A 19822-nucleotide genomic window follows, 5' to 3' on the forward strand; every position below is an offset into this window, starting at 1 on the left:
CCCCCGCCCCGAGCCCGCCCCCGCCCTGGACGCCTGACGGGCCCCGAGGCCCCGACCATCGGTGAGGAGGGGGATCGACGGTGGAGCCGCTGGAGTCGTGGGATGTGACCCATTTCCGCCGCCTCGAGGCGGCGTGGGGGGCGTTCGTCACCGCCCGCAGCCTGCCCGCCCAGGTGGATCCGGCGGTGGTCCGCTCCTGGCAGCGGTGCGCCCCCCGCCTCAATCCCGAAGCCGCGCCCTTCTTCAAGCGGGTGCCCGACCACGCCCTGAACCGCCGCCTGACCAGCCTGCAGCGGCTCATCGAAGCGGCCAAGCCTGAGATGGAAGATATGTACCAGGCCATTGAGGGTTCCCGCACCCTGGTCCTGTTGACCGACGCCAGCCTCTGCCTCCTGGAGATGGTGGGGCATCCAGCCACCGCCCGACGGGCGGCCAGCTTGGGGATCCGGCCGGGCCTCTACTGGTCCGAGACCTCCCTGGGGACCAATGCCTTCGCCCTGGCCCACCGGGAGGGCCGGCCCGTGGTGGTGGCCGGGGCCGAGCACTACCTCCGATGGTTCCACCAGCAGTTCACCGCGGCGGCACCCATCCACACGGCCGACGGCCGGATGGTGGGGATTGTGGGGCTTTTGGGCCCCCTGGCCAGCGGTTCGGCCTACGTGGGCGGCGTCGTCTTGGGAGCGGCCCGGGCCATTGAGGCCTCCATGGGCCGCTTGGACTTTACCGAGCAGCTCCTCCGGCAGGAGGGGGCGCTCCAGGCCGTCCTCGATGCCGTCGCGGAGCCCGTCATCCTCTGGGATCTCCGGGGGCAGATCACCCACCTGAACGCTCCGGCGGCCCAGTGCCTGGGCGTGGAGCAGCGGGCGGTGGTGGGGCGGCCCCTGGAGGAGCAGGTGGTCCTGCCCGCGGGGGTCTGGGAGCGGCTTCGCCAGGGCCATGCCGTCGGGGAGGTTGCCTTGCGCCGTCCCGGCTCCCAGGAGATGGGCCCGGGCCGGGGGGCACTGCGGGGCCGGGCGCTGCCCCTCCTCTTCGGGCCCGATGAGCGGCCCCGGCTCTTCCTCCTGATTCTGCGGGAGGCGGGCCGGCTCCGGCCGGCGGCGCCCGGCCCCCGAGCCGAGCGGCCACCGGAACTGGCGGGCTTCTCCCCCTACGCCCAAAGGATCCGGAAGCTGGTGGAGGCCGCCCAGCGGGGCCAGGGGCCGGTGGTGGTGGAGGGCGAGTTCGGTCTTTCCCGGGAAACGGTGGCCCGCCTCATCCACCAGGGAAGCGAGCGCCGGTACGGCCCGTGGGTGGCTCTCAACTGCTCGGGGCTGGCCCCCGGGGATCTGGTGGCCGCCCTGGCGGGGACCCGAGCCGGCCCGGGGCAGCCGCGGACCGGCGGCCTTCTGGCCATGGCCCAAGGGGGCACCCTCTTCCTGGACAGCGCGGAACTGCTGCCCGAGGAGGCTCAACGGCTGCTCCTGGTGCTGCTGCAACGGAAGCACCTGCCCTCGGGCGGGGGTCTCGGCGATGTGCGGGTGATGGTGGGCATCACCCAGCCCTTGCGGGAGCTGGTCCGCCGCGGCAGCCTCCGGAAAGATCTGGCCGTCGCCCTCGACTGCTTCACCGTCGATCTCCGCCCCCTGCGGGAGCGGCGGAGCGACCTGCCGGCCATCATCCGGGCCGTGCTGGAGCGTCACGCGGCCGCGGGCCTGCCCCGGGCCACCTTGAGCGCGGAGGCCGAGGAGCTCCTTCTCCGGCACCCCTGGCCCGGGAACACCACCGAGCTGGCCCATGTCTTGGAGCAGGCGGTGCTGGTGGCCCGGGACGGCGTCATCCGTCCCCACCACCTCCCCCAAGAGCTCCGCCACCACGGCCTGGACCTCGGGCCGGCCCGGGTGAAGAGCGTGGAGGAGGCGGAGCTGGAGACCATCCTCCAAGCGGGGTGGGCGACGGGCGGGCGGGTCACCCAGATGGCGGCCCTGCTGGGCATCAGCCGGACCACCGTGTGGCGCCGGCTGCGGAAGGCGGGCATCCACCCGTCCTTTTTCAAGACCGGCCACCGGGCCGACGGGCTCCCGGTGCACGAAGATGTTGCACCTTGAAACCATCGGTCTCAGAAAACGTTGGGATTTGGAACCGTTTGGTACTTCGTCTTGAGAGGAGGGTGGGCCTGTGCCAGCATGGTGGCAGACCTCCGGCTGCCATGACGGAGCAGGGGCATCGGAACGGCTGCCAACGTGGCACGGGCCACTTTCGAAAGGCGAGGTGAGAACGGATGTCCGGATTCCTGGCAGAACTGGTGGGCACCTTCATCCTCGTGCTCATGGGTGATGGGGTGGTCGCCAACGTCCTGCTGAAGAGGTCCAAGGGCGAGGGCTCTGGCTGGATCGTCATCACCACGGGCTGGGGTCTCGCGGTCGCCTTCGGTGTCTACGCGGTCGGTTGGATGTCGGGTGGCCACCTCAACCCGGCGGTCACCTTGGGGCTGGCGGCGGCAGGCATGTTCCCCTGGGATCAGGTGGTCCCCTACATCGTGGGGCAAATGATCGGTGGGTTCCTGGGGGCGGTGGCGGTCTACCTCACCTACCTGCCCCACTGGGAGGTCACGGAGGATCCGGCCACCAAGCTGGCCGTCTTCGCGACCGCGCCCCAGATCCGCCGCTCCGGCGCCAACCTGCTGACGGAGATCATCGGCACCTTCATGCTCCTGTTGGGCGTCGGTTTCATCTTCAACGTGAACAACGGCCTCGCGTCGGGTGTGGGGCCGCTGGCCATCGGCTTCTGGGTCTGGAGCATCGGGCTCTCCCTGGGCGGCCCGACGGGGTACGCCATCAACCCGGCCCGAGACCTGGCCCCGCGGATCGCCCACGCCGTGCTCCCCATCCCGGGCAAGGGCAGCTCCGACTGGGGCTACGCCTGGGTCCCTGTGGTGGGGCCCATCATCGGCGGGATCCTGGGCGGCCTGACCTACGCGGCGCTCTGGCTCTAGCCTCCGCCGGCAGCCGGAGGCTCGCCACGCTGGCTGGGAGCTTGGGCTTCGGCCCGGCTGAGATGGGTGAGGAGGTGACGGCATGAAGAAGCTGATCAACCATCCCGAGCGGGTGGTGCGGGAGGCGCTGGAAGGGCTGGCCGCCGCGCACGGTGACCTGGTCCGGGTCCACTTCGACCCCGACTACGTCTACCGGGCGGACGCCCCGGTCCAGGGGAAGGTGGCGGTGATCTCAGGGGGAGGAAGCGGCCACGAGCCCATGCACACCGGCTTCGTCGGCCAGGGCATGCTGGACGCGGCCTGCCCGGGGCAGGTCTTCACCAGCCCCACCCCTGACCAGATGGTGGAGGCCGCCAAGCAGGTGCACGGGGGCGCCGGCGTCCTCTTCATCGTGAAGAACTACTCCGGCGACGTGATGAACTTTGAGATGGCAGCGGAGCTCCTGGAAGCCGAAGGGATCCGGACGGCCAGCGTCATCATCGATGACGACGTGGCCGTGGAGAACAGCCTCTACACCCAAGGCCGGCGCGGGGTGGGCTTGACGGTGCTGGCCGAGAAGATCGTCGGGGCCGCGGCTGAAGAAGGGTACGACCTGGAGCAGCTCAAGGCCCTCTTGGAGCGGGTCAACGCCAACGGCCGGAGCATGGGGATGGCCTTGACCTCCTGCACCGTCCCCCACGTCGGCAAGCCCACCTTCGAGCTGGCCGAGGACGAGATGGAGATCGGCATCGGCATCCACGGCGAGCCCGGCCGGCAGCGGATGAAGCTGAAGCCCGCCGATGAGGTGATCACCATGCTCTTCGAGAGCGTGGTGAAGGACCTCCCCTTCCAGGCCGGCGACCGCTGCCTCCTCTTCGTCAACGGGATGGGCGGCACCCCGGAGATCGAGCTCTACATCGCCTACCGGAAGGCGAAGGCCCTGGCCGATGAGTACGGGCTCCAGGTGGTCCGGAGTCTGGTCGGCTCCTACATCACCTCGCTGGAGATGCAGGGCGTCTCCCTCACCCTCTTGCGGCTGGACGATGAGATGATCCGCCTCTGGGATCGTCCCGTCAAGACCCCGGGCCTCCGGTGGGGCGTGTGAAGGGTGGGACGCTGAGACGGTGGTGATCAGCAAAGAAGCGGTTCTGGCGTGGATTCGAGCCTTTGCGGCGGCCGTCGAGCAGCACAAGGAGTACCTCACCGAGCTGGATGCCGCCCTGGGGGATGCGGACCATGGGGCCAACATGCACCGGGGCCTCCAGGCGGTCCTAGACCGCCTGAACGGCGTGGCCGACCGGGACATCGGCACCATCCTCCGCACCGTGGGCATGACCCTGGTCTCCAGCGTCGGTGGTGCGAGCGGCCCCCTGTACGGCACCTTCTTCCTCCGGGCCGGCACCGCCGCCGGCACCAAGATGGAGCTGACCGCCGACGACTGGCTCCAGATGCTGGAGGCGGGGATCCGGGGCATCGTCGACCGGGGCAAGGCCCGGCGGGGTGAGAAGACCATGCTGGACGCCCTGGGCCCCGGGCTGGACACGCTGAAGGCCAGCCTCCAGGAGGGCCAGCCCCTGAACGAGGCCCTGCGGCGGAGCGCGGAGGCGGCCCGGGAGGGGATGGAGGCGACCATCCCCATGCTGGCCACCAAGGGCCGGGCCAGCTACCTGGGCGAGCGCTCGGTGGGGCACCAAGATCCGGGGGCCACCTCGGCCTACCTCTTGCTCCAGACGGCTGCGGAGACGTGGACCGCCGGCGCGTGAGGCCCGCGCCGGAAGGGAAGACGGAAGGAGGGGCATCGATGGCCAAGTATGTGGCTGCCATTGACCAGGGGACAACCAGCACCCGCTGTATCATCTTCGACCGCGCCTCGAACATTGTCGCGGTGGCGCAGAAGGAGCACCGGCAGATCTACCCCCAGCCTGGCTGGGTGGAGCACGATCCCATGGAGATCTGGGAGCGGACCCAGGAGGTGGTCCGGGAGGCCCTGCAGAAGGCGGGCATCACCGGCGCCGACCTGGCGGCCGTGGGCGTCACCAACCAGCGGGAGACCACGGTGGTCTGGGACCCCCGCACGGGCAAGCCTTACACCAACGCGCTGGTCTGGCAGGACACCCGGACCCAGGACATTGTCGATGAGCTGAGCGCCGACGGCGGCCCCGACCGGTTCCGGGCCAAGGTGGGGTTGCCCATCTCCACCTACTTCTCGGGGACCAAGCTCCGCTGGATCCTGGAGAACGTGCCCGGCGTCCGGGCGGCGGCCGAGCGGGGGGAGGCCATCTTCGGCACCATCGACACCTGGCTCATCTGGTGGCTGACGGGGGGGCCGGGCAAGGGCGTCCACATCACCGACGTGACCAACGCCAGCCGGACCATGCTCATGAACTTGGAGACCCTGTCGTGGGATGATGAGATCCTGAACATCCTGGACATCCCCCGGCAGATGCTGCCCGAGATCCGGCCTTCCAGCGATCCCAACCTGTACGGAACCACCGATCCCAACGGCCCCTTCGGCGCGGCGGTGCCCGTCTGCGGCGACCTCGGCGACCAGCAGGCGGCCCTGGTGGGCCAGACGGGCTTCGACGTGGGTGAGGTGAAGAACACCTACGGCACCGGCTGCTTCGTGGTCTTCAACACGGGGACCCGGCGGGTGCCCTCCTTCAGCGGGCTCTTGACCTCGGTGGCGTACCAGTTCGGCCAGGACGCGCCCGTTTTCTGCCTGGAGGGTTCCATCGCCATCACCGGTGCGTTGGTCCAGTGGCTGCGGGACAACCTGGGCCTGATTAGCAAGTCCTCCGAGGTGGAGGACCTGGCCCGGACGGTGGAGGATTCGGGCGGCATCTACTTCGTCCCGGCCTTCTCAGGCCTCTTCGCCCCCCACTGGGACGGCAAGGCCCGGGGGCTCATCATCGGCATGACCCGCTACATCAACCGGGGCCACCTGGCCCGGGCGGTGCTGGAGGCGACCGCGTACCAGACCCGGGAGGTGCTGGACGCGATGCGGAAGGACTCGGGCGTGGAGCTGGCCCGGCTGAAGGTGGACGGCGGCATGGTGGTCAACGAGCTGCTCATGCAGTTCCAGGCCGACGTCGCCGGTATCCCCGTCATCCGGCCCAAGGTGGCGGAGACCACCTCTCTGGGCGCCGCCTACGCCGCCGGCTTGGCCGTTGGCTACTGGGAGAACCTGGAGGAGCTCCGCCAGTACTGGCAGGAGGACAAGCGTTGGGAGCCCCAGTGGGACGAGGCCCGGCGGGAGCGGGCGTACCGGGGCTGGCTCCGGGCGGTGGAGCGGGCCAAGGGATGGCTTGAAGACTGAAGTGGGTGAAGGCGGTGCCGGCTGGGACCGGCACCGCCTGGCCGGGTCCGGGGCCCGGCCCCGGACCCGGCCGGAAGGGAGGGAGCGCCTGTGGGGGGTGGTGGACCCCATGTGGTCGTGGTTGGGGCGGGCTCGACGGGTGCCGCCATCGCGCACGATCTGGCCCTGCGGGGCTTCGCCGTGACGGTGGTGGAGCGGGGGGAGGTGGGCTCGGGCACCACCGGGCGGAACCACGGCCTGCTCCACTCGGGCGCCCGCTACGCGGTGACCGATCCCGTCGCCGCCCGGGAGTGCATCGAGGAGAACCTGATCCTGCGCAAGATCATGCCCGAAGGTCTGGAGCTGAACGGGGGCTACTTCATCGCGCTCACCCCTGAGGACATGGACTTCCGCCAGACGTTCCTGGAAGGGTGCGAAGCCGCGGGCATCCCCACCCGGGAGCTGACCAAAGAGCAGCTCCTCCGGATGGAGCCCCGCCTCAGCCCCAAGATCCTGGGCGGGGTGATGGTCCCCGACGGGGTCTTTGAGCCCTACCGCTTCTGCCTCAGCTTCCTGGCGTCGGCCCAGGCCCGGGGGGCCCGGGTCCTTACCTACCACGAGGTGGAAGGGGTGCTGGTGGAAGGCGGGCGAACCCGGGGGGTGCAAGTGCGGGACCGGATCCGGGGCCGGGAGCTGACCATCACCGCCGATGCGGTGGTCAACGCGGCGGGCCCCTGGGCAGCCAAGGTGGCCGCGACGGCCGGCTGCCGGGTGCCCCTGATCCTGGCGCCGGGGGTGATGATCGCGGTGGGGGTCCGGTACAGCCACCGGGTGGTCAACCGGCTGGCGCCGCCGGGGGACGGCGACATCATCGTGCCTCAACGCTTCACGTCCATGATCGGCACCACCTCCTGGACGGTGCAGGATGCCGATCTCATCCCCATCCCTCCCGACCACGTGGAGCGGATGATGGACGCGGGTGAGGCCTTCTTCCCGGGCTTCCGGCGGCAGCCCAAGCGGGGCGTCTTCGCGGTGGCCCGGCCCTTGGTCGGGCCCGAAGAGGACCAGGCAGAGGGCGAGGGCTTCGAGCGGGCCGTGACCCGGGACTTTGCGTGCAAGCATCACGAGGCGGAGGGGGCGGCCGGTCTCTTCTCGGTGACGGGCGGGAAGACCACCACCTCCCGGTTGATGGCTGAGGCGGTGGTGGACCAGGTGGGCCGCTGGCTCGGCTTCGAGCGGCCCTGCCAGACCCGGACCGAGGTGCTCTTGCCGCCCCGGCGCTTCTTCACGGAGCGGGTGGTCTCATGAGCTGGCGACTGACCCTGAAGATTCACCGTTGGCAGCCAGGGGATCGGGCCCCTTATTACGATCACTTCACGGTGGAGGTGCCCGAGGAGGCGTATGTCCTGGACGCCATCGAGAAGGTGTGGGCCGAGCAGGACCGGAGCCTGGCCTTCCGCCACGCCTGCCACCACGCCTCGTGCGGCTCCTGTGGCCTGCGGGTGAACGGGCGGGAGAAGCTGCCGTGCATCACCCCCGTCACCGACTACCCCAACGGGTCCACCATCCAGATCGATCCCCTGCGCCACTTCCCCTTGGTGCGGGACCTGGTGGTGGACATGGGGCCCTTCTCCCAAGCGATGGAGGCGGTCCGCTTCTCCATCATCCGCCACGCGAGCGAAGGGGTGCCCGACGCCCGCTCCAGCGAGCCACCCATCCTCCCCGAAGAGGACCATGAGGCGACCCGGTTTGAGAACTGCCTCGAGTGCGGCCTCTGTGTCTCCGCCTGCCCCATCGCCGGCTCCGCGTTGAACTACCTGGGGCCGGCGGCCCTGGCGGCGGCGGAGCGGATGCTGGTGGAGCCCCGGGGGGTGGATCCCCTGGCCGTCTGGGAGGCCATCGACCACGACGATGGCCTCTGGCGGTGCCACGGCGCCTTTGAGTGCTCGGCCGCCTGCCCGTCGGAGGTGGACCCGGCCGCGGCCATCATGCGGCTCCGGCGGTACGGGCCCAAGGTGGGACAGGTTGCCCGTCAACAGAGGAGGTGAGGAGGGTGCCGAACGCGGACAAGGGGCGTGTCCCAGCGGAGCGGTCCCGTCGGGTGAGCCGGTGGTTCGATCCCCGGGGGATCGCACCGGGCCAGCTGGCCTTTGTCCTCCACCGGATCACGGGGTTGGGGCTGGTCTTTTACCTCTACCTCCATCTGGCGGTCCTCAGCCTGCTCGCCCGGGGGCCCGAAGCCTGGGACCGGTTCATCGACCTGGCCAAGACGACGCCCATCTTGATCCTCGACGTGGTCCTGATCTTCGGGTTGCTCTTCCACGCCCTCAACGGGCTCCGCCTGACGCTGGTCTCCCTCAACATGGGCGTCAGGCGCCAGACGGCCCTCTTCTGGGGGGCCGCCCTGGTGACGGTGGTTCTGACCGCCGTCGCCGGTTGGATGATCTTCCGCATGTGATGGGGACGGGGGGCTGACGACCATGGCGGAACAGAAGAGGCGTTCCAAGAGCCGCAGGGCCTTCTGGTGGCAGGTGATCTCCGGCGTCTTCCTGGTGGTCCTGGCCACGGTCCACATGGTGGCCAACCACTTCGTGGTGCCCGGAGGCCTGCGCACCTACGCCGATGTGGTGGCCTACATCGGCACCCCGGCCATCTTCCTTCTGGAGACGGTCTTCCTCATCATGGTGACCGTCCACGCCCTCTTAGGGGTGCGGGCCGTCCTCCTTGACCTGTCGCCGTCGGAGACGACGACCCGCCGCCTCGATCGCGTTCTGGTACTCTTAGGGGTGGTAACCATGATCTACGCGACGGGGCTGATGGCTGTGGTGGCCCGGGGTGGTCTCTGACGGGCCCACGGAGGCTCTCCGCCCCGACCAACCGAGGAGGGACGACCGATGAAGCTTGAGGGGCGCCGGGTGGCGGTGCTGGTGGCCGACGGCTTTGAAGACCTGGAATTCTGGGTGACGGTGATGCGCCTGCGGGAAGAGGGCGCCGAGGTGACCGTCCTGGGCGAGCGGGCCGGGCAGCGCTTCCGGGGGAAGAACGGCCTGGAGGCCGTGGCCGACGCCTCCTATGAGGAGACGACCGCCGACGAGTGGGATGCCATCGTGGTGCCGGGCGGCTGGGCCCCCGACAAGCTCCGCCGCTCCGAGGCGGTGAAGACCCTGGTCCGGACGCTGAACGACCGCGGCCGGGTGGTGGGCCTCATCTGCCACGCCGGGTTGGTAGCCATCTCCGCCGGCATCGTCAAGGGCCGGCGGGCCACGGGCTCCCTGGGCATCAAGGACGACCTGATCAACGCGGGCGCCCAGTGGGTGGACGAGCCGGCCTTCCGGGACGGCAACCAAGTCTGGGGGCGGGTGGTGGCCGACATCCCGGCCTTCTGCCGGGAGCTGGTCCAGGCCATCGCCGAGCAGCCCAAGGGCTGAGGCCTATGGCGGGGCTGGTGATCGTCTCCCACAGCCATCGGCTGGCTGAAGGGGTGGTGGAGCTGGTCCGGCAAGTGGCCGGCCCCACCGTGCCCGTGGCGGCCGCGGGCGGGCTGGATGCGGAGCAGATCGGCACCAGCCCCGAGCGCATTCTGGAGGCCATCCGCCAGGTGGGCGAGGGCGACGTCCTGGTCCTGATGGACCTGGGGAGCGCCCTCCTCTCCGCGGAGATGGCCCTGGAGTTCCTCGCCCCTGAGGAGCGCCAGCGGATCCGCCTGGTGGCCGCGCCCCTGGTGGAGGGGGCGGTGGCCGCGGCCGCGGTCCTCGCCGCGGGAGGGGATGTGGAGGGCGCGGTCCGGGAGGCGCGGGAGGCGCTCCGGCCCAAGCTGGACCACCTGGGCGAGGCGCCGGCGGGGGCAACGACGGTGGAGCCTGGCGGCGCCGAGGTGGTCCGGGTCGAGGTGGTGTTGCCCAACCCGGCGGGCCTGCACGCCCGCCCCGCGGGCCAGCTGGTCCGGGAGGCGGCCCGCTTCGACGCCCGGATCTGGGCCCGGAACAAGCGCCAGCCCCAACGAAGGGCGAGCCTGGCCAGCCTCAATGAGCTGGCCCTCCTCGACGCCCGCCAGCACGACACCCTCATCCTGGAGGCCTCTGGCCCCCAGGGCCGGGAGGCTCTGGAGGCGCTGGCCGCCCTGGTCCGGGCCGGCTTCGGCGAGATCGATCCGCCCGCCAGCCCAACACCCGGCGGCGACCAGGAGGCGGGACTCGGGCCCGGGGGCGCGGCGGTGGCGGGGGCCGGGCCGGCGCCGGCGGAGGCCCCGGCACCTCCGGCGCCCGGCACGGTACTGGAAGGGGTGGCCGTCACCCCGGGGGTCGCCTGGGGCCGGACCGTCCAGCGGCGCCGCGCCCAGGCTTGGACCCCTCAGGGGCCTGACCGGCCGCCCGAGGAGGAGTGGGCCCGCCTGGAGGCGGCCCTCCACCAGGTGGCCGCGGAGCTGGCGGCCCTCCAGGCCGGGGCGGACGCGGCCGAGGCGGCCGCCATCTTCGAGGCCCAGGCCCTTTTCTTGCAGGATCCCATGCTGCTTGAACCGGCCCGGCGGGCGGTGGAGGCGGGCCAGCCGGCCGCCGTGGCGTGGCTGGAGGCGTGCCGGGCAACGGCCGCCGCCTACCGGGAGCTGGCCAACCCCCTCCTGCGCCAGCGGGCCGCGGACGTGGAGGATGTGGGCCAGCGGGTCTTCCGCCGCCTGACGGGGCAGGCAGCCGACCCCGCCGGGGAACGGCTGGAGCCCGGGACCATTCTCGTCGTTGACGAGCTCTGGCCCTCGGACGTGGCCTGGCTCCGGGACCAGCCGGTGGCGGCCGTCTGCGCCGCCCAGGGGGACCGGACCTCCCACGCGGCCATCCTGGCCCGGAGCCTCGCCGTCCCCGTCATCGTCGGGCTGGGGGCGGCCATCCTCCAGCTGCCCGAGGGGACCCCAGGGGCCGTTGACGGCCTCAGGGGGCGCTTCTATGTGGCCCCCGACGATGGGACCCTCCAGGCGCTGGCCCAGCGGGCCGCCCACTGGCAGGCCCTGGAACGGCGGGCCCGGAACGAGGCAGGCCAGCCCGCCGCGTTGCGGGGCGGCCGGCGGGTGGTGGTGGCGGCCAACGTGGGCACCCCGGAGGAAGCCCGGGAGGCCGCCCGTCTGGGGGCCGAGGGGGTGGGGCTCTTCCGTACCGAGGTCCTCTTCGTGGGCCGGCCCCAGCTCCCCGACACGGCCGCCCAGGAGGCCCTCTACCGCCAGGTGGCCCAGGCGGTGGCGCCCCATCCGGTGGTCCTCCGCACCTTGGATGTGGGGGGCGACAAGCCCCTGCCCCAGCTGGCCCCTGCCCAGGAGGCTAACCCTTTCCTGGGGGTGCGGGGGCTGCGGCTCACCCTGCAGGCGCCCCACGTGCTGGAAGGGCAAGTCCGGGCCGCGTTGCGGGTGGCCGCCGACCATCCCCTCCGCCTCCTCTTGCCCATGGTCTCCACCCTGGATGAGCTCCTCACCGTCCGGCGGCTGGTGGAGGGCTGGCGGGAGGAGCTGCAGGCCGAAGGGGTGGCGGTGCCGCCGGTGGCGCTGGGGATCATGGTGGAGGTGCCGTCGGCCGCTCTCGTCGCCGAGCGCCTGGCCCCCCACGCGGACTTCTTCAGCCTGGGCACCAACGACCTCACCCAGTACACCCTGGCCGCCGACCGGGGCAATCCGGGGGTGCGCCACCTGGCCGACGGGCTCCACCCGGCCGTCCTCCGCCTCATCGGGCAGGTGGTGGAGGCCGCCCGGGTCCACCGGCGCCCCGTCGCCGTCTGCGGCGAGCTGGCCTCCGATCCCGAGGCGATCCCCATCCTGGTGGGACTGGGCGTGGACGAGCTGAGCATGGTGCCCCAAGCCATCCCCACCGCCAAGGCCCTCATCCGCCAGCTGGAGGAGGCGGCCACCCGGGACCTGGCCCGGGAAGCCCTGGCCCTGGCCACGGCTGCGGAGGTCCGGGCGTTGGCACGCCAGTTTCTCGATGGGCTGGCTACCAAGGACGGGGAGGGGCCCGGCCGCCCGCCCGGCGGAGACTAGGCCCTGCCTTCGCCTGATCGTCCCGACCCCTGCAGGCTTCCGGAGGGAGCCCCATCCTGCAGGAATCAACAGATTCCTATGGAAACTGATTCGTATCTTCTCTGGAGCGATCAGGCGAAGGGTGGGGGCCATGGCGTGGAGCATTTGGCTGGCCCTGGCGGCGGCCAGCTATCTGATCGGTTCGATCCCTTTTGCCTTCTTGGTGGGTAAGCTGTGGACGGGGATTGACATCCGCAAGGGCGGCAGCGGCAACGTGGGCGCCACCAATCTGTTCCGGCTGGCGGGCTGGGGGCCGGGGCTCCTTGGCTTCCTCCTTGATTTTGCCAAGGGCTTTGGCCCGGCCCTGGCGGGGCTGCACCTGGGCGGCCCGGTGGGCGGTTTGCTCATCGGTTTGGCCGCCGTCGCCGGGCACAACTGGTCCGTCTACCTCCGGGGCCGGGGCGGGAAGGGGGCCGCCACCAGCCTGGGCGTCCTCGTGGCGGTGGCCCCCGTGGGCGCCCTGGTGGCCGTCGCTCTCTTTGTGCTGGTGGTCTTGGCCACCCGGTACGTCTCCTTGGGTTCCATGACCGCCGCCGCGTCCGCTCCCGTCACCCTCTGGCTCCTCGGCGCGGGGCGGGCGGAAGTCCTCATCGCGGCCCTCCTCACCGTCATCTTGGTCCTCCGGCATCGGTCCAACATCGCCCGGCTGTTGGCGGGCACCGAGAACCGGGCCAACTACTAGCCGGGCCCGGGCGGAGAGCAGGAGTCGGCCTGGAAAAAGGGGAATCCCCTAGGAGCCTTACGGGGCACGAAAGGGGAGCCAGGGGACCGGGCCGGGCGGTGGCGGACCGCCATGGCCGCCGGGAGGCCCCGGAGCGCCTCGAGGGACGGGATGGTCCGGGGGCTCGCCGTCGGGCCGCCGAGTCGGCGGTCCGTCCCCGGGACAAACTGGCGTCGGGGAGCCTGGGCGAACCACGGAAGGGTGAGGTCCTGTTGACGTTTCCGGGCGAGGAGGAAGGCCGGCGGCCGCCGGCCCGGAAGCCGCGCTGGTTGCTGAAGCCGGTCCCCAACCCCGCGGGCATCCGGCGGATTCGCGGCCTTCTGGATGAGCTCCGCCTGAACACGGTCTGCGAGGATGCGGGCTGCCCCAATCGGGGCCAATGCTGGAACGACGGCACCGCCACCTTCATGATCCTGGGCAGCCACTGCACCCGCAGCTGCGGCTTCTGCAAGGTGCTCACCGGCCGGCCCGAGGCCCTCGATCCCACCGAGCCCCTCCGGGTCGCCCAGGCCGTCAAGCGGCTGGGCCTGCAGCACGCGGTGATCACCTCCGTCGCCCGGGATGACCTGCCCGACGGCGGCGCCGAAGCCTTCGCCCGGACCATCGAAGCGATCCGTGCCCTCTGCCCCGGCACCACCATTGAGGTGCTCATTCCAGATTTCAAAGGATCGGTCGAGGCTCTGGCCCGGGTGATGGAAGCCGGGCCCGACGTGCTCAACCATAACGTGGAGACCGTGCCCCGCTTGTACCGGCGGGTGCGGCCCCAAGCCAAGTTTGACCGGAGCCTCTTCATCCTCCGGAAGGCCCGGGAGCTGCGCCCCGGCGTCTACACCAAATCGGGCCTGATGGTGGGGCTGGGCGAGCGGGAGGAGGAGGTCCTGGAGGTGATGCAGGCCCTCCGGGGGGTGGAGTGCGACTTCCTCACCATCGGCCAGTACCTCCAGCCGTCGCCCGACCACCTCCCCGTGGAGGAGTACATCACCCCCGCCCAGTTCCAGCGGTACCGGGAGCTGGGGGAGGCCCTGGGCTTCCTCTACGTCGCTTCCGGCCCCTTCGTCCGTTCTTCGTTTGACGCGGCCGCGGCGCTGAGGGCGGCTGAGCGCCTCCGTTTGCGCCAGGCCAGCGGGGCGAGCGGTCTCCCGCCGGCCTCGAAGGGAGTGTGACGCCTCTGGACACCGCGACGCGAGCCTCGGTTGGCTCCGGCCCCACCTTTGTCCGGCAGGAGCTCCGACCCGGTGTGGGGCTCTCCGTCTGGCGGACCTCCAAGTTCAAGACCAACCTGGTGGAGGTGACCCTCCGGCAGCCGCTGGATGAGGCCCGGGTGACCGCCAACGCCCTCCTTCCCTTCGTCCTGCGCCGGGGCACCCGGCGGCACCCCACCAGCCTGGAGATGCACCGGTTTCTGGAGGAGCTGTACGGCGCCGATCTCTCCGTGGAGATCTCCAAGATCGGCGAGAGCCACAACCTCCGCTTCCAGGTGGAGGTGGCCGCCGACCCGTTCCTCCCGGGCGAGCCGGATCTCTTCCGGAGGGGCCTGGGGCTCTTGCGGGAGGTGCTCCTGGAGCCCCTGGCCGACGGAGCGAGCTTCCACCCGCCTTATGTGGAGCAGGAGCGGGAGAACCTCCGCCGGGCCATCGAGGGTTTGATCAACAACAAGCGCCAGTACGCCATCGTCCGGCTCATCGAGGAGATGTACCGGGGCCGGCCCTACGGCGTCTACAAGTACGGCCGGGTCGAGGATCTGGACCGGATCGACGCCGCGAGCCTCTACCAGCACTACCAGGAGGTGCTCGCCACCAGCCCCGTGGAGATCTTCGTGGTGGGCGATCTGGACCCTGACCAGGTGGCCCGCTGGGTGGAAGAGGAGCTGCCCCTCCACCCCACCCGGCTCCGGCCCGTGCCGCCCGCCCGCTCCGCCCCCGCCCACCTGGATGGCCGGACCATCCGGGAGGAGCAGGAGGTCCAGCAGGGCGTGCTGGTGATGGGCTGGACGTCGGGGGTGAGCTACGCCGATGAGGGCTTCGAGGCGATGGTGGCCGCCAACGGGCTGTTGGGCGCCTTCCCCCACTCCAAGCTCTTCGTCAACGTCCGGGAGAAGGCCAGCCTGGCCTACTTTGCCTTCTCCCGCTTTGAGGTGAGCCAAGGCTTCATCTACGCCAGCGCCGGCATTAACGTCGAGGAGTATGAGCGGGCCCGGGCCATCATCGAGGCGCAGGTGGCCGCGGTGCAGGCGGGAGATTTCACCGACGAGGAGCTGGCCAAGTGCCGCGCCTCCCTCATCCACGGCTACCGGGCCATGCAAGACTCGGCCCGGCGCATGATCGACGCCCGGCTGGTGGGCCTGGCCAACGGCCGGCCCCGGGAGCCGGAGGAGATCATCGGGCGCCTGGAGCGGTTGGAGCCCGCCGCCATTCGGAAGGCGGCGCAGACCCTGGAGCTGTCCACGGTCTACTTCCTGGAACGGCCCCAGCAGGCGACCGTCGACCGGGCCGCGGCCCAAGAGGAGGCCCCGTGATGGAGCAGTATCGGAGCCAACTCCTCCAGGAGGAGGTCTTCCACACCCGTCTGGAGAACGGCCTGCAGGTGTACCTCTTGCGGAAGCCTGGCTACCGGCGGTTCTACGCCACGGTGGCCACCCGCTACGGGTCCGTCGACTCCCGGTTTGTTCCCCCGGGGGGCCACGAGCCCGTGGAGGTGCCCGCCGGGATCGCCCACTTCCTCGAGCACAAGCTCTTCGAGGAGGAGGGGGGGAACGTCTTCGACCGGTTCGCGGAGCGGGGCGCCTCGGCCAACGCTTTCACCAGCTACACCCTGACCGCGTACCTCTTCTCCTGCACCAGCAGCTTCCACGAGAACCTCCGGACCCTCCTGGACTTTGTGGCCAAGCCCTACTTCACCGACGAGCTGGTGGAGAAGGAGCGGGGCATCATCGAGCAGGAGCTAAAGATGTACGAGGACCACCCCGACCGGGTGCTGGTGCGGAACCTCTTGCAGGCCCTCTACCATGCCAACCCGGTCCGGATCGACATCGGCGGCACGGTGGAGTCGGTCCGGCAGATCACCAGCGAGCAGCTCTACACCTGCTACCAGACCTTCTACCACCCGAGCAACATGGTGCTCTTCGCGGCGGGCGACCTGGATCCCGAGGCGACCCTCCAGGTGATTCGGGAGGCGGCCCCGAACGGCCAGGCCCGGGCTGAGATCCAGCGCTTCTACCCCGAGGAGCCGGCAACGGTCCGGGAGCGGCGGGTGGAGCAGAGGATGGCCGTCTCCCGGCCCCGGTACGCCCTGGGGCTGAAAGATCCGGTGACGGGGCTGACGGGGGAGGCCCTCATGCGGCGGGAGATCGCCCACAACATGCTCCTCCACATGCTCTTCGGGCGGAGCTCCCCCGCCTACCATCGCCTGTACGAGGCGGGTCTGATCGATGACGGCTTCGGCGCCTACTACACCGCCAGCCCCCTCTACGGCCACGCCGTCATCGGGGGCGAGACCGACGATCCCGACCGGCTGCATCAAGAGATCGTCGGCCTCCTGGAAGACTTCCGCCGGGAGGGCTTTGCCGAGGCCGACTTCCAGCGGGCCAAGCGCCAGGCCCTGGGCGCCTTCCTGGATGCCTTCAACTCCTTGGAGTTCATCGCCCACAACTTCATCAGCTACCACTTCCAGGAGGGGAACTTCTTCCGCTACCCGGAGATCATCCAGGAGATGCCCGCGGAGGAGCTCCGGTCCTACCTTGACTTCTTCGACCTGGACCGGGCGGCCATCTCCATCGTGCGGCCGCGATGAGCGGCGGGCAGGGGGATCGAGGACCGATGGGCGCAGGTTCGGGGGCTGGGCCCGAGGTGCGGCGGGCGTGGGCGGGCTGGGTGGTGGCGCTGGGGGTGGGGGCCGTCTCCTGTGCAGCGGTTCTGGTCCGCCTCTCCCAGGCGCCGCCCGAGACCCTGGCCTTCTACCGGCTGCTCTTCGCGCTGGCCGTCCTCGTCCCGGCCAGCCTCACCCCGGGGCGCCGGGGGGCTTACGCGCGGTTGAGGGCCCAGGACTGGGGGCTGGGGATCCTGGCCGGCACCTTCCTGGCCCTCCACTACGCCACGTGGTTCGCCTCCGTCCGCCTCACCTCGGTCTTGAGCGCGACGGTGCTGGTCACCCTCCAGCCCTTCTTCGTGCTCCTTCTCGGCTTTCTGCTCTGGCGCCGGCGGGTTCCGGTGCGGGCAGGGGTGGGCCTGCTCCTGGCCCTGGCCGGCAGCTTCCTGATCGGCGGGGGCAACCTGGCCCTGGCCGAGCGCTCCACCCAGGGCGACCTCCTGGCTCTCCTGGCCGCCTTCCTGATCTCGGTCTACTTGGTGGTGGGCGAGGTGCAGCGGGCCCGCCAAGATCTCTTGACGTATTCCTGTGTGGTCTACGGCTCGGCGGCGCTGGTGCTGGCCCTGGTGGCGTGGGCCCGGGGCTCCCCCCTGGGGGGCTTTCCGCTCCGGGAGTGGTGGATCTTTGGGGGTCTGGCCGCCGGCCCCACTCTGCTTGGGCACACCCTCTTCCTCTGGGCCCTCGCCTACGTGCCCGCCGCCTTCATCGCGGTGGCCATCTTGGGTGAACCGGTGGCCGCCACCTTCTGGGCCTGGCTCTTCTTGGGCGAGGTGCCCGCCCTCCACCAGGTGGTGGGCGGCGGCTTGATCCTCGGGGGTGTGGCGTGGTATCAATTGAGGGCGTCCTCGGCGCCGGAGGCCCCAAGGGTTTCGGTCCCGGCCGAGCCCGGAGCTCCTTCCGGGCCGGTGCCGGGCGGGAGGTGATGGTGACGCGCCGTCGGGGTTGGCTGGTGATCTTCCTCAGCTTCAGCCTGGTCCTGCCCGGTTCCCGGGCCCTGGCCCAGGAGCTCTCCCTGGAAGCCGCGGAGCAGCTGCGGGCCCAGGTCTTCCAGGCCTTGGAGCCGGCGCCCGCGTGGGAAGGCTGGGTCCGCCTGGCCCCCGATCAGGAGCCGGCGCGGGTGACGGCCCTGGGCCTCCGGCGCCTCCGGATCGACGGGCCAGGAGAGCCGGGCCCGATCCACGTCTGGAACGAAGGGTGGACCTATGTCGGGTCCGAGCGGGAGGGGTGGCTGGGCCCGTCGCCGGCGCTGGTCACCCTCTACCAGAGCACCCTGCTCCCCTTCCTCTTCTTGGACCAGCTGGCCCGGGCCCCCCTGGTGGGCGTGACCGTGGAGGGGGCCGGCTGGGCGTTGGAGCTTCAGGACCGGGAGCTGGGCCGGGTCTGGGTCGAGGTCGAAGGGGCCCGGCCGGCCCGGATCTGGGCCGAGGACGAGACGGTCCTCTGGGAGCTGGAGCCTGCTCCTGAGGCAGCCCTCCATGCGTCCTTGCACCTGCCCGGCGGGCCCCACCTCCGCCTGGTGCTGGAGCCCCTGGAGACGGGCTGGGTGAGCCGGGCCGCGGACGGGCCGGAGTGGGTGGGGCGGCGAGCCGTGGACCCGCCGGAAGAAGCCTTCTTCCGGCCCGGCCGACTGGGCCAGCTGCTGGCCGCCCTCGACCGCTACGAGGCGGCCAGCGCTGAGGGCCAGCGGGCCGAGGCCCGGCGGGCGCTCCGGGAGGCGATCCGGCTGGCCCCCAACCGAACCGCCCTCTACACCGAGCTGGGGGTGCTGGAGTTGCGGGCGGGGAACTGGCAGGGGGCCCTGGCCGCCTTCGACCAGGCCTTCCAGCTGGACCCGGACGACCCCTTGCTGGCCAACAACCTGGCCTACCTCCTGATCGACACGGGCCTTGACCCCCACCGGGGGGTGGCCCTGGCCCGCCAGGCGGTGGAACGGCGGCCCGATGAGCCGGCCTTCCTGGATACCTTGGGCTGGGGGTACACCGTGACGGGCCAGCTGGAGCAAGGGGCGGCCGCCCTCGCCCGGGCCAGGGAGCTGGCGGCGAGCTTGGGGATGGCGCCGGCGGTCCAGGCGGAGATCCTCTACCATCTGGCCGAGACGCTGGCCCGGATGGGCCGGACCGACGAGGCGGCGGACCTGGCCCAGGAGGCGGTCCGGCTTGACCCGGAGCTGGAGCCGGCCCGGGAGCTTCTGGAGCGGCTGGGGTGACGGGAAGGTGACCGGGGGCGGGTGGCCGCGGGCGGGGGAAGGGCCCGCGGCAATGATCGATTGAGGTTGGAGCTATGGCCGGTGAGCACTACTACACGGAAGAACCCAAGGTGCCCCATGACCGGCGGCTGATCCACTTTGAGGCCGGAGCGGAGCGCTACCAGTTTTGGACCGATCGGGGCGTCTTCTCCCGGCAGCGGGTGGACCGGGGGACCCGGCTTCTCCTGGCGGAGATCGAGATCCCGCCCGCGGGGCGTTTCCTCGACCTGGGGGCCGGTTACGGTGTGATCGGTATCGTCCTGGCCCGCCGGGCCCCAGAGGCCTGGGTGGACCTGGTGGAGAAGAATCGCCGGGCCGCGGCCCTGGCCCGGGTCAACCTGGCCCTAAACGGCGTGACCAACGCCCGGATTCTGGAAGGGGACGGGTTCGAGCCCGTCGCCGGCCAGCGGTACCACCTGATCGTGACCAATCCGCCCTTGCGGGCCGGCCGGGCCCTGGTGGAGCACTGGATGGACCAAGCCTACCGCCACCTGGTTCCGGGAGGCCGCTTCTATATGGTGGCCCGCACCTCCCAGGGAGCCCGAACCCTCGAGAGGCTGGTGGCCCGCCGGTTCGGCTCGGTGGTGGAGGCGGCCAAAGGGGGCGGCTTCCGCCTCTTCTACGGCGAGCGCGGGGAACGGGGGGATGAGGAGGGAGGGGCCGGGACGCCTCCCGTCTGAGGCCCGCGCCCC

General features: G+C 71.1%; 18 protein-coding genes. All 18 read left to right on the forward strand.

Annotated features, from left to right (window positions below; all coding sequences use genetic code 11):
- Positions 1 to 80 precede the first annotated feature (80 nt).
- Entirely contained in the window at positions 81 to 2084 is a 2004-nt protein-coding gene (locus tag FWJ67_RS06180; RefSeq protein WP_414482045.1) for a sigma-54-dependent Fis family transcriptional regulator, read from the forward strand.
- Positions 2085 to 2257: 173 nt separating this feature from the next.
- Complete coding sequence (locus FWJ67_RS06185; protein ID WP_304174461.1) at positions 2258 to 2971, forward strand: MIP/aquaporin family protein; 714 nt, start codon at positions 2258 to 2260, stop codon at positions 2969 to 2971.
- Between the two features lie 82 nt (positions 2972 to 3053).
- On the forward strand, positions 3054 to 4055 hold the full coding sequence (dhaK, locus tag FWJ67_RS06190) for a dihydroxyacetone kinase subunit DhaK (RefSeq protein ID WP_414482046.1): 1002 nt from the start codon (positions 3054 to 3056) through the stop codon (positions 4053 to 4055).
- 19 nt (positions 4056 to 4074) lie between these two features.
- The gene (gene dhaL / locus FWJ67_RS06195) at positions 4075 to 4713 is read left to right on the forward strand and encodes a dihydroxyacetone kinase subunit DhaL (RefSeq protein WP_304174465.1); all 639 of its coding nucleotides are present in this window, start codon (positions 4075 to 4077) and stop codon (positions 4711 to 4713) included.
- Positions 4714 to 4751: 38 nt separating this feature from the next.
- Positions 4752 to 6266: a glycerol kinase GlpK gene (gene glpK, locus FWJ67_RS06200; protein ID WP_304174467.1), complete on the forward strand. Its 1515-nt coding sequence runs from the start codon at positions 4752 to 4754 to the stop codon at positions 6264 to 6266.
- A 111-nt stretch (positions 6267 to 6377) separates the two neighbouring features.
- The gene (locus tag FWJ67_RS06205; protein WP_304174469.1) at positions 6378 to 7553 is read left to right on the forward strand and encodes an FAD-dependent oxidoreductase; all 1176 of its coding nucleotides are present in this window, start codon (positions 6378 to 6380) and stop codon (positions 7551 to 7553) included.
- On the forward strand, positions 7550 to 8293 hold the full coding sequence (locus FWJ67_RS06210; RefSeq protein WP_304174471.1) for a succinate dehydrogenase/fumarate reductase iron-sulfur subunit: 744 nt from the start codon (positions 7550 to 7552) through the stop codon (positions 8291 to 8293). Before FWJ67_RS06205 ends, FWJ67_RS06210 begins: the two co-directional genes overlap by 4 nt.
- A gap of 5 nt (positions 8294 to 8298) precedes the next feature.
- Positions 8299 to 8703 carry a succinate dehydrogenase, cytochrome b556 subunit gene (sdhC, locus tag FWJ67_RS06215; protein WP_304174473.1) on the forward strand — a complete coding sequence of 135 codons (405 nt, stop codon included), beginning with the start codon at positions 8299 to 8301 and terminating at the stop codon, positions 8701 to 8703.
- A 22-nt stretch (positions 8704 to 8725) separates the two neighbouring features.
- On the forward strand, positions 8726 to 9091 hold the full coding sequence (locus FWJ67_RS06220) for a hypothetical protein (RefSeq protein WP_304174475.1): 366 nt from the start codon (positions 8726 to 8728) through the stop codon (positions 9089 to 9091).
- Between the two features lie 48 nt (positions 9092 to 9139).
- Positions 9140 to 9673, forward strand: a complete 534-nt coding sequence (locus FWJ67_RS06225; RefSeq protein WP_304174477.1) for a type 1 glutamine amidotransferase domain-containing protein — start codon at positions 9140 to 9142, stop codon at positions 9671 to 9673.
- A 5-nt stretch (positions 9674 to 9678) separates the two neighbouring features.
- The gene (gene ptsP, locus FWJ67_RS06230) at positions 9679 to 12261 is read left to right on the forward strand and encodes a phosphoenolpyruvate--protein phosphotransferase (protein WP_304174479.1); all 2583 of its coding nucleotides are present in this window, start codon (positions 9679 to 9681) and stop codon (positions 12259 to 12261) included.
- Between the two features lie 130 nt (positions 12262 to 12391).
- Entirely contained in the window at positions 12392 to 12982 is a 591-nt protein-coding gene (gene plsY / locus FWJ67_RS06235) for a glycerol-3-phosphate 1-O-acyltransferase PlsY (protein ID WP_304174481.1), read from the forward strand.
- Between the two features lie 251 nt (positions 12983 to 13233).
- On the forward strand, positions 13234 to 14184 hold the full coding sequence (gene lipA, locus FWJ67_RS06240; protein WP_414482047.1) for a lipoyl synthase: 951 nt from the start codon (positions 13234 to 13236) through the stop codon (positions 14182 to 14184).
- Positions 14185 to 14258: 74 nt separating this feature from the next.
- On the forward strand, positions 14259 to 15536 hold the full coding sequence (gene yfmF, locus FWJ67_RS06245) for an EF-P 5-aminopentanol modification-associated protein YfmF (RefSeq protein ID WP_304174485.1): 1278 nt from the start codon (positions 14259 to 14261) through the stop codon (positions 15534 to 15536).
- Positions 15536 to 16810 (forward strand): EF-P 5-aminopentanol modification-associated protein YfmH, encoded by a 1275-nt coding sequence (gene yfmH / locus FWJ67_RS06250; RefSeq protein WP_304174487.1) that lies wholly within the window; start codon positions 15536 to 15538, stop codon positions 16808 to 16810. The genes yfmF and yfmH overlap by 1 nt, the downstream gene beginning before the upstream one ends.
- Positions 16811 to 16836: 26 nt before the next feature.
- Positions 16837 to 17808 carry a DMT family transporter gene (locus tag FWJ67_RS06255; RefSeq protein WP_414482048.1) on the forward strand — a complete coding sequence of 324 codons (972 nt, stop codon included), beginning with the start codon at positions 16837 to 16839 and terminating at the stop codon, positions 17806 to 17808.
- On the forward strand, positions 17808 to 19091 hold the full coding sequence (locus tag FWJ67_RS06260; RefSeq protein WP_304174491.1) for a tetratricopeptide repeat protein: 1284 nt from the start codon (positions 17808 to 17810) through the stop codon (positions 19089 to 19091). Before FWJ67_RS06255 ends, FWJ67_RS06260 begins: the two co-directional genes overlap by 1 nt.
- A 74-nt stretch (positions 19092 to 19165) precedes the next feature.
- Entirely contained in the window at positions 19166 to 19810 is a 645-nt protein-coding gene (locus tag FWJ67_RS06265; RefSeq protein ID WP_304174493.1) for a class I SAM-dependent methyltransferase, read from the forward strand.
- Positions 19811 to 19822: the final 12 nt, after the last annotated feature.

The sequence above is a fragment of the Limnochorda sp. genome, from assembly GCF_047459355.1.
Taxonomy (GTDB): domain Bacteria; phylum Bacillota; class Limnochordia; order Limnochordales; family Limnochordaceae; genus Limnochorda.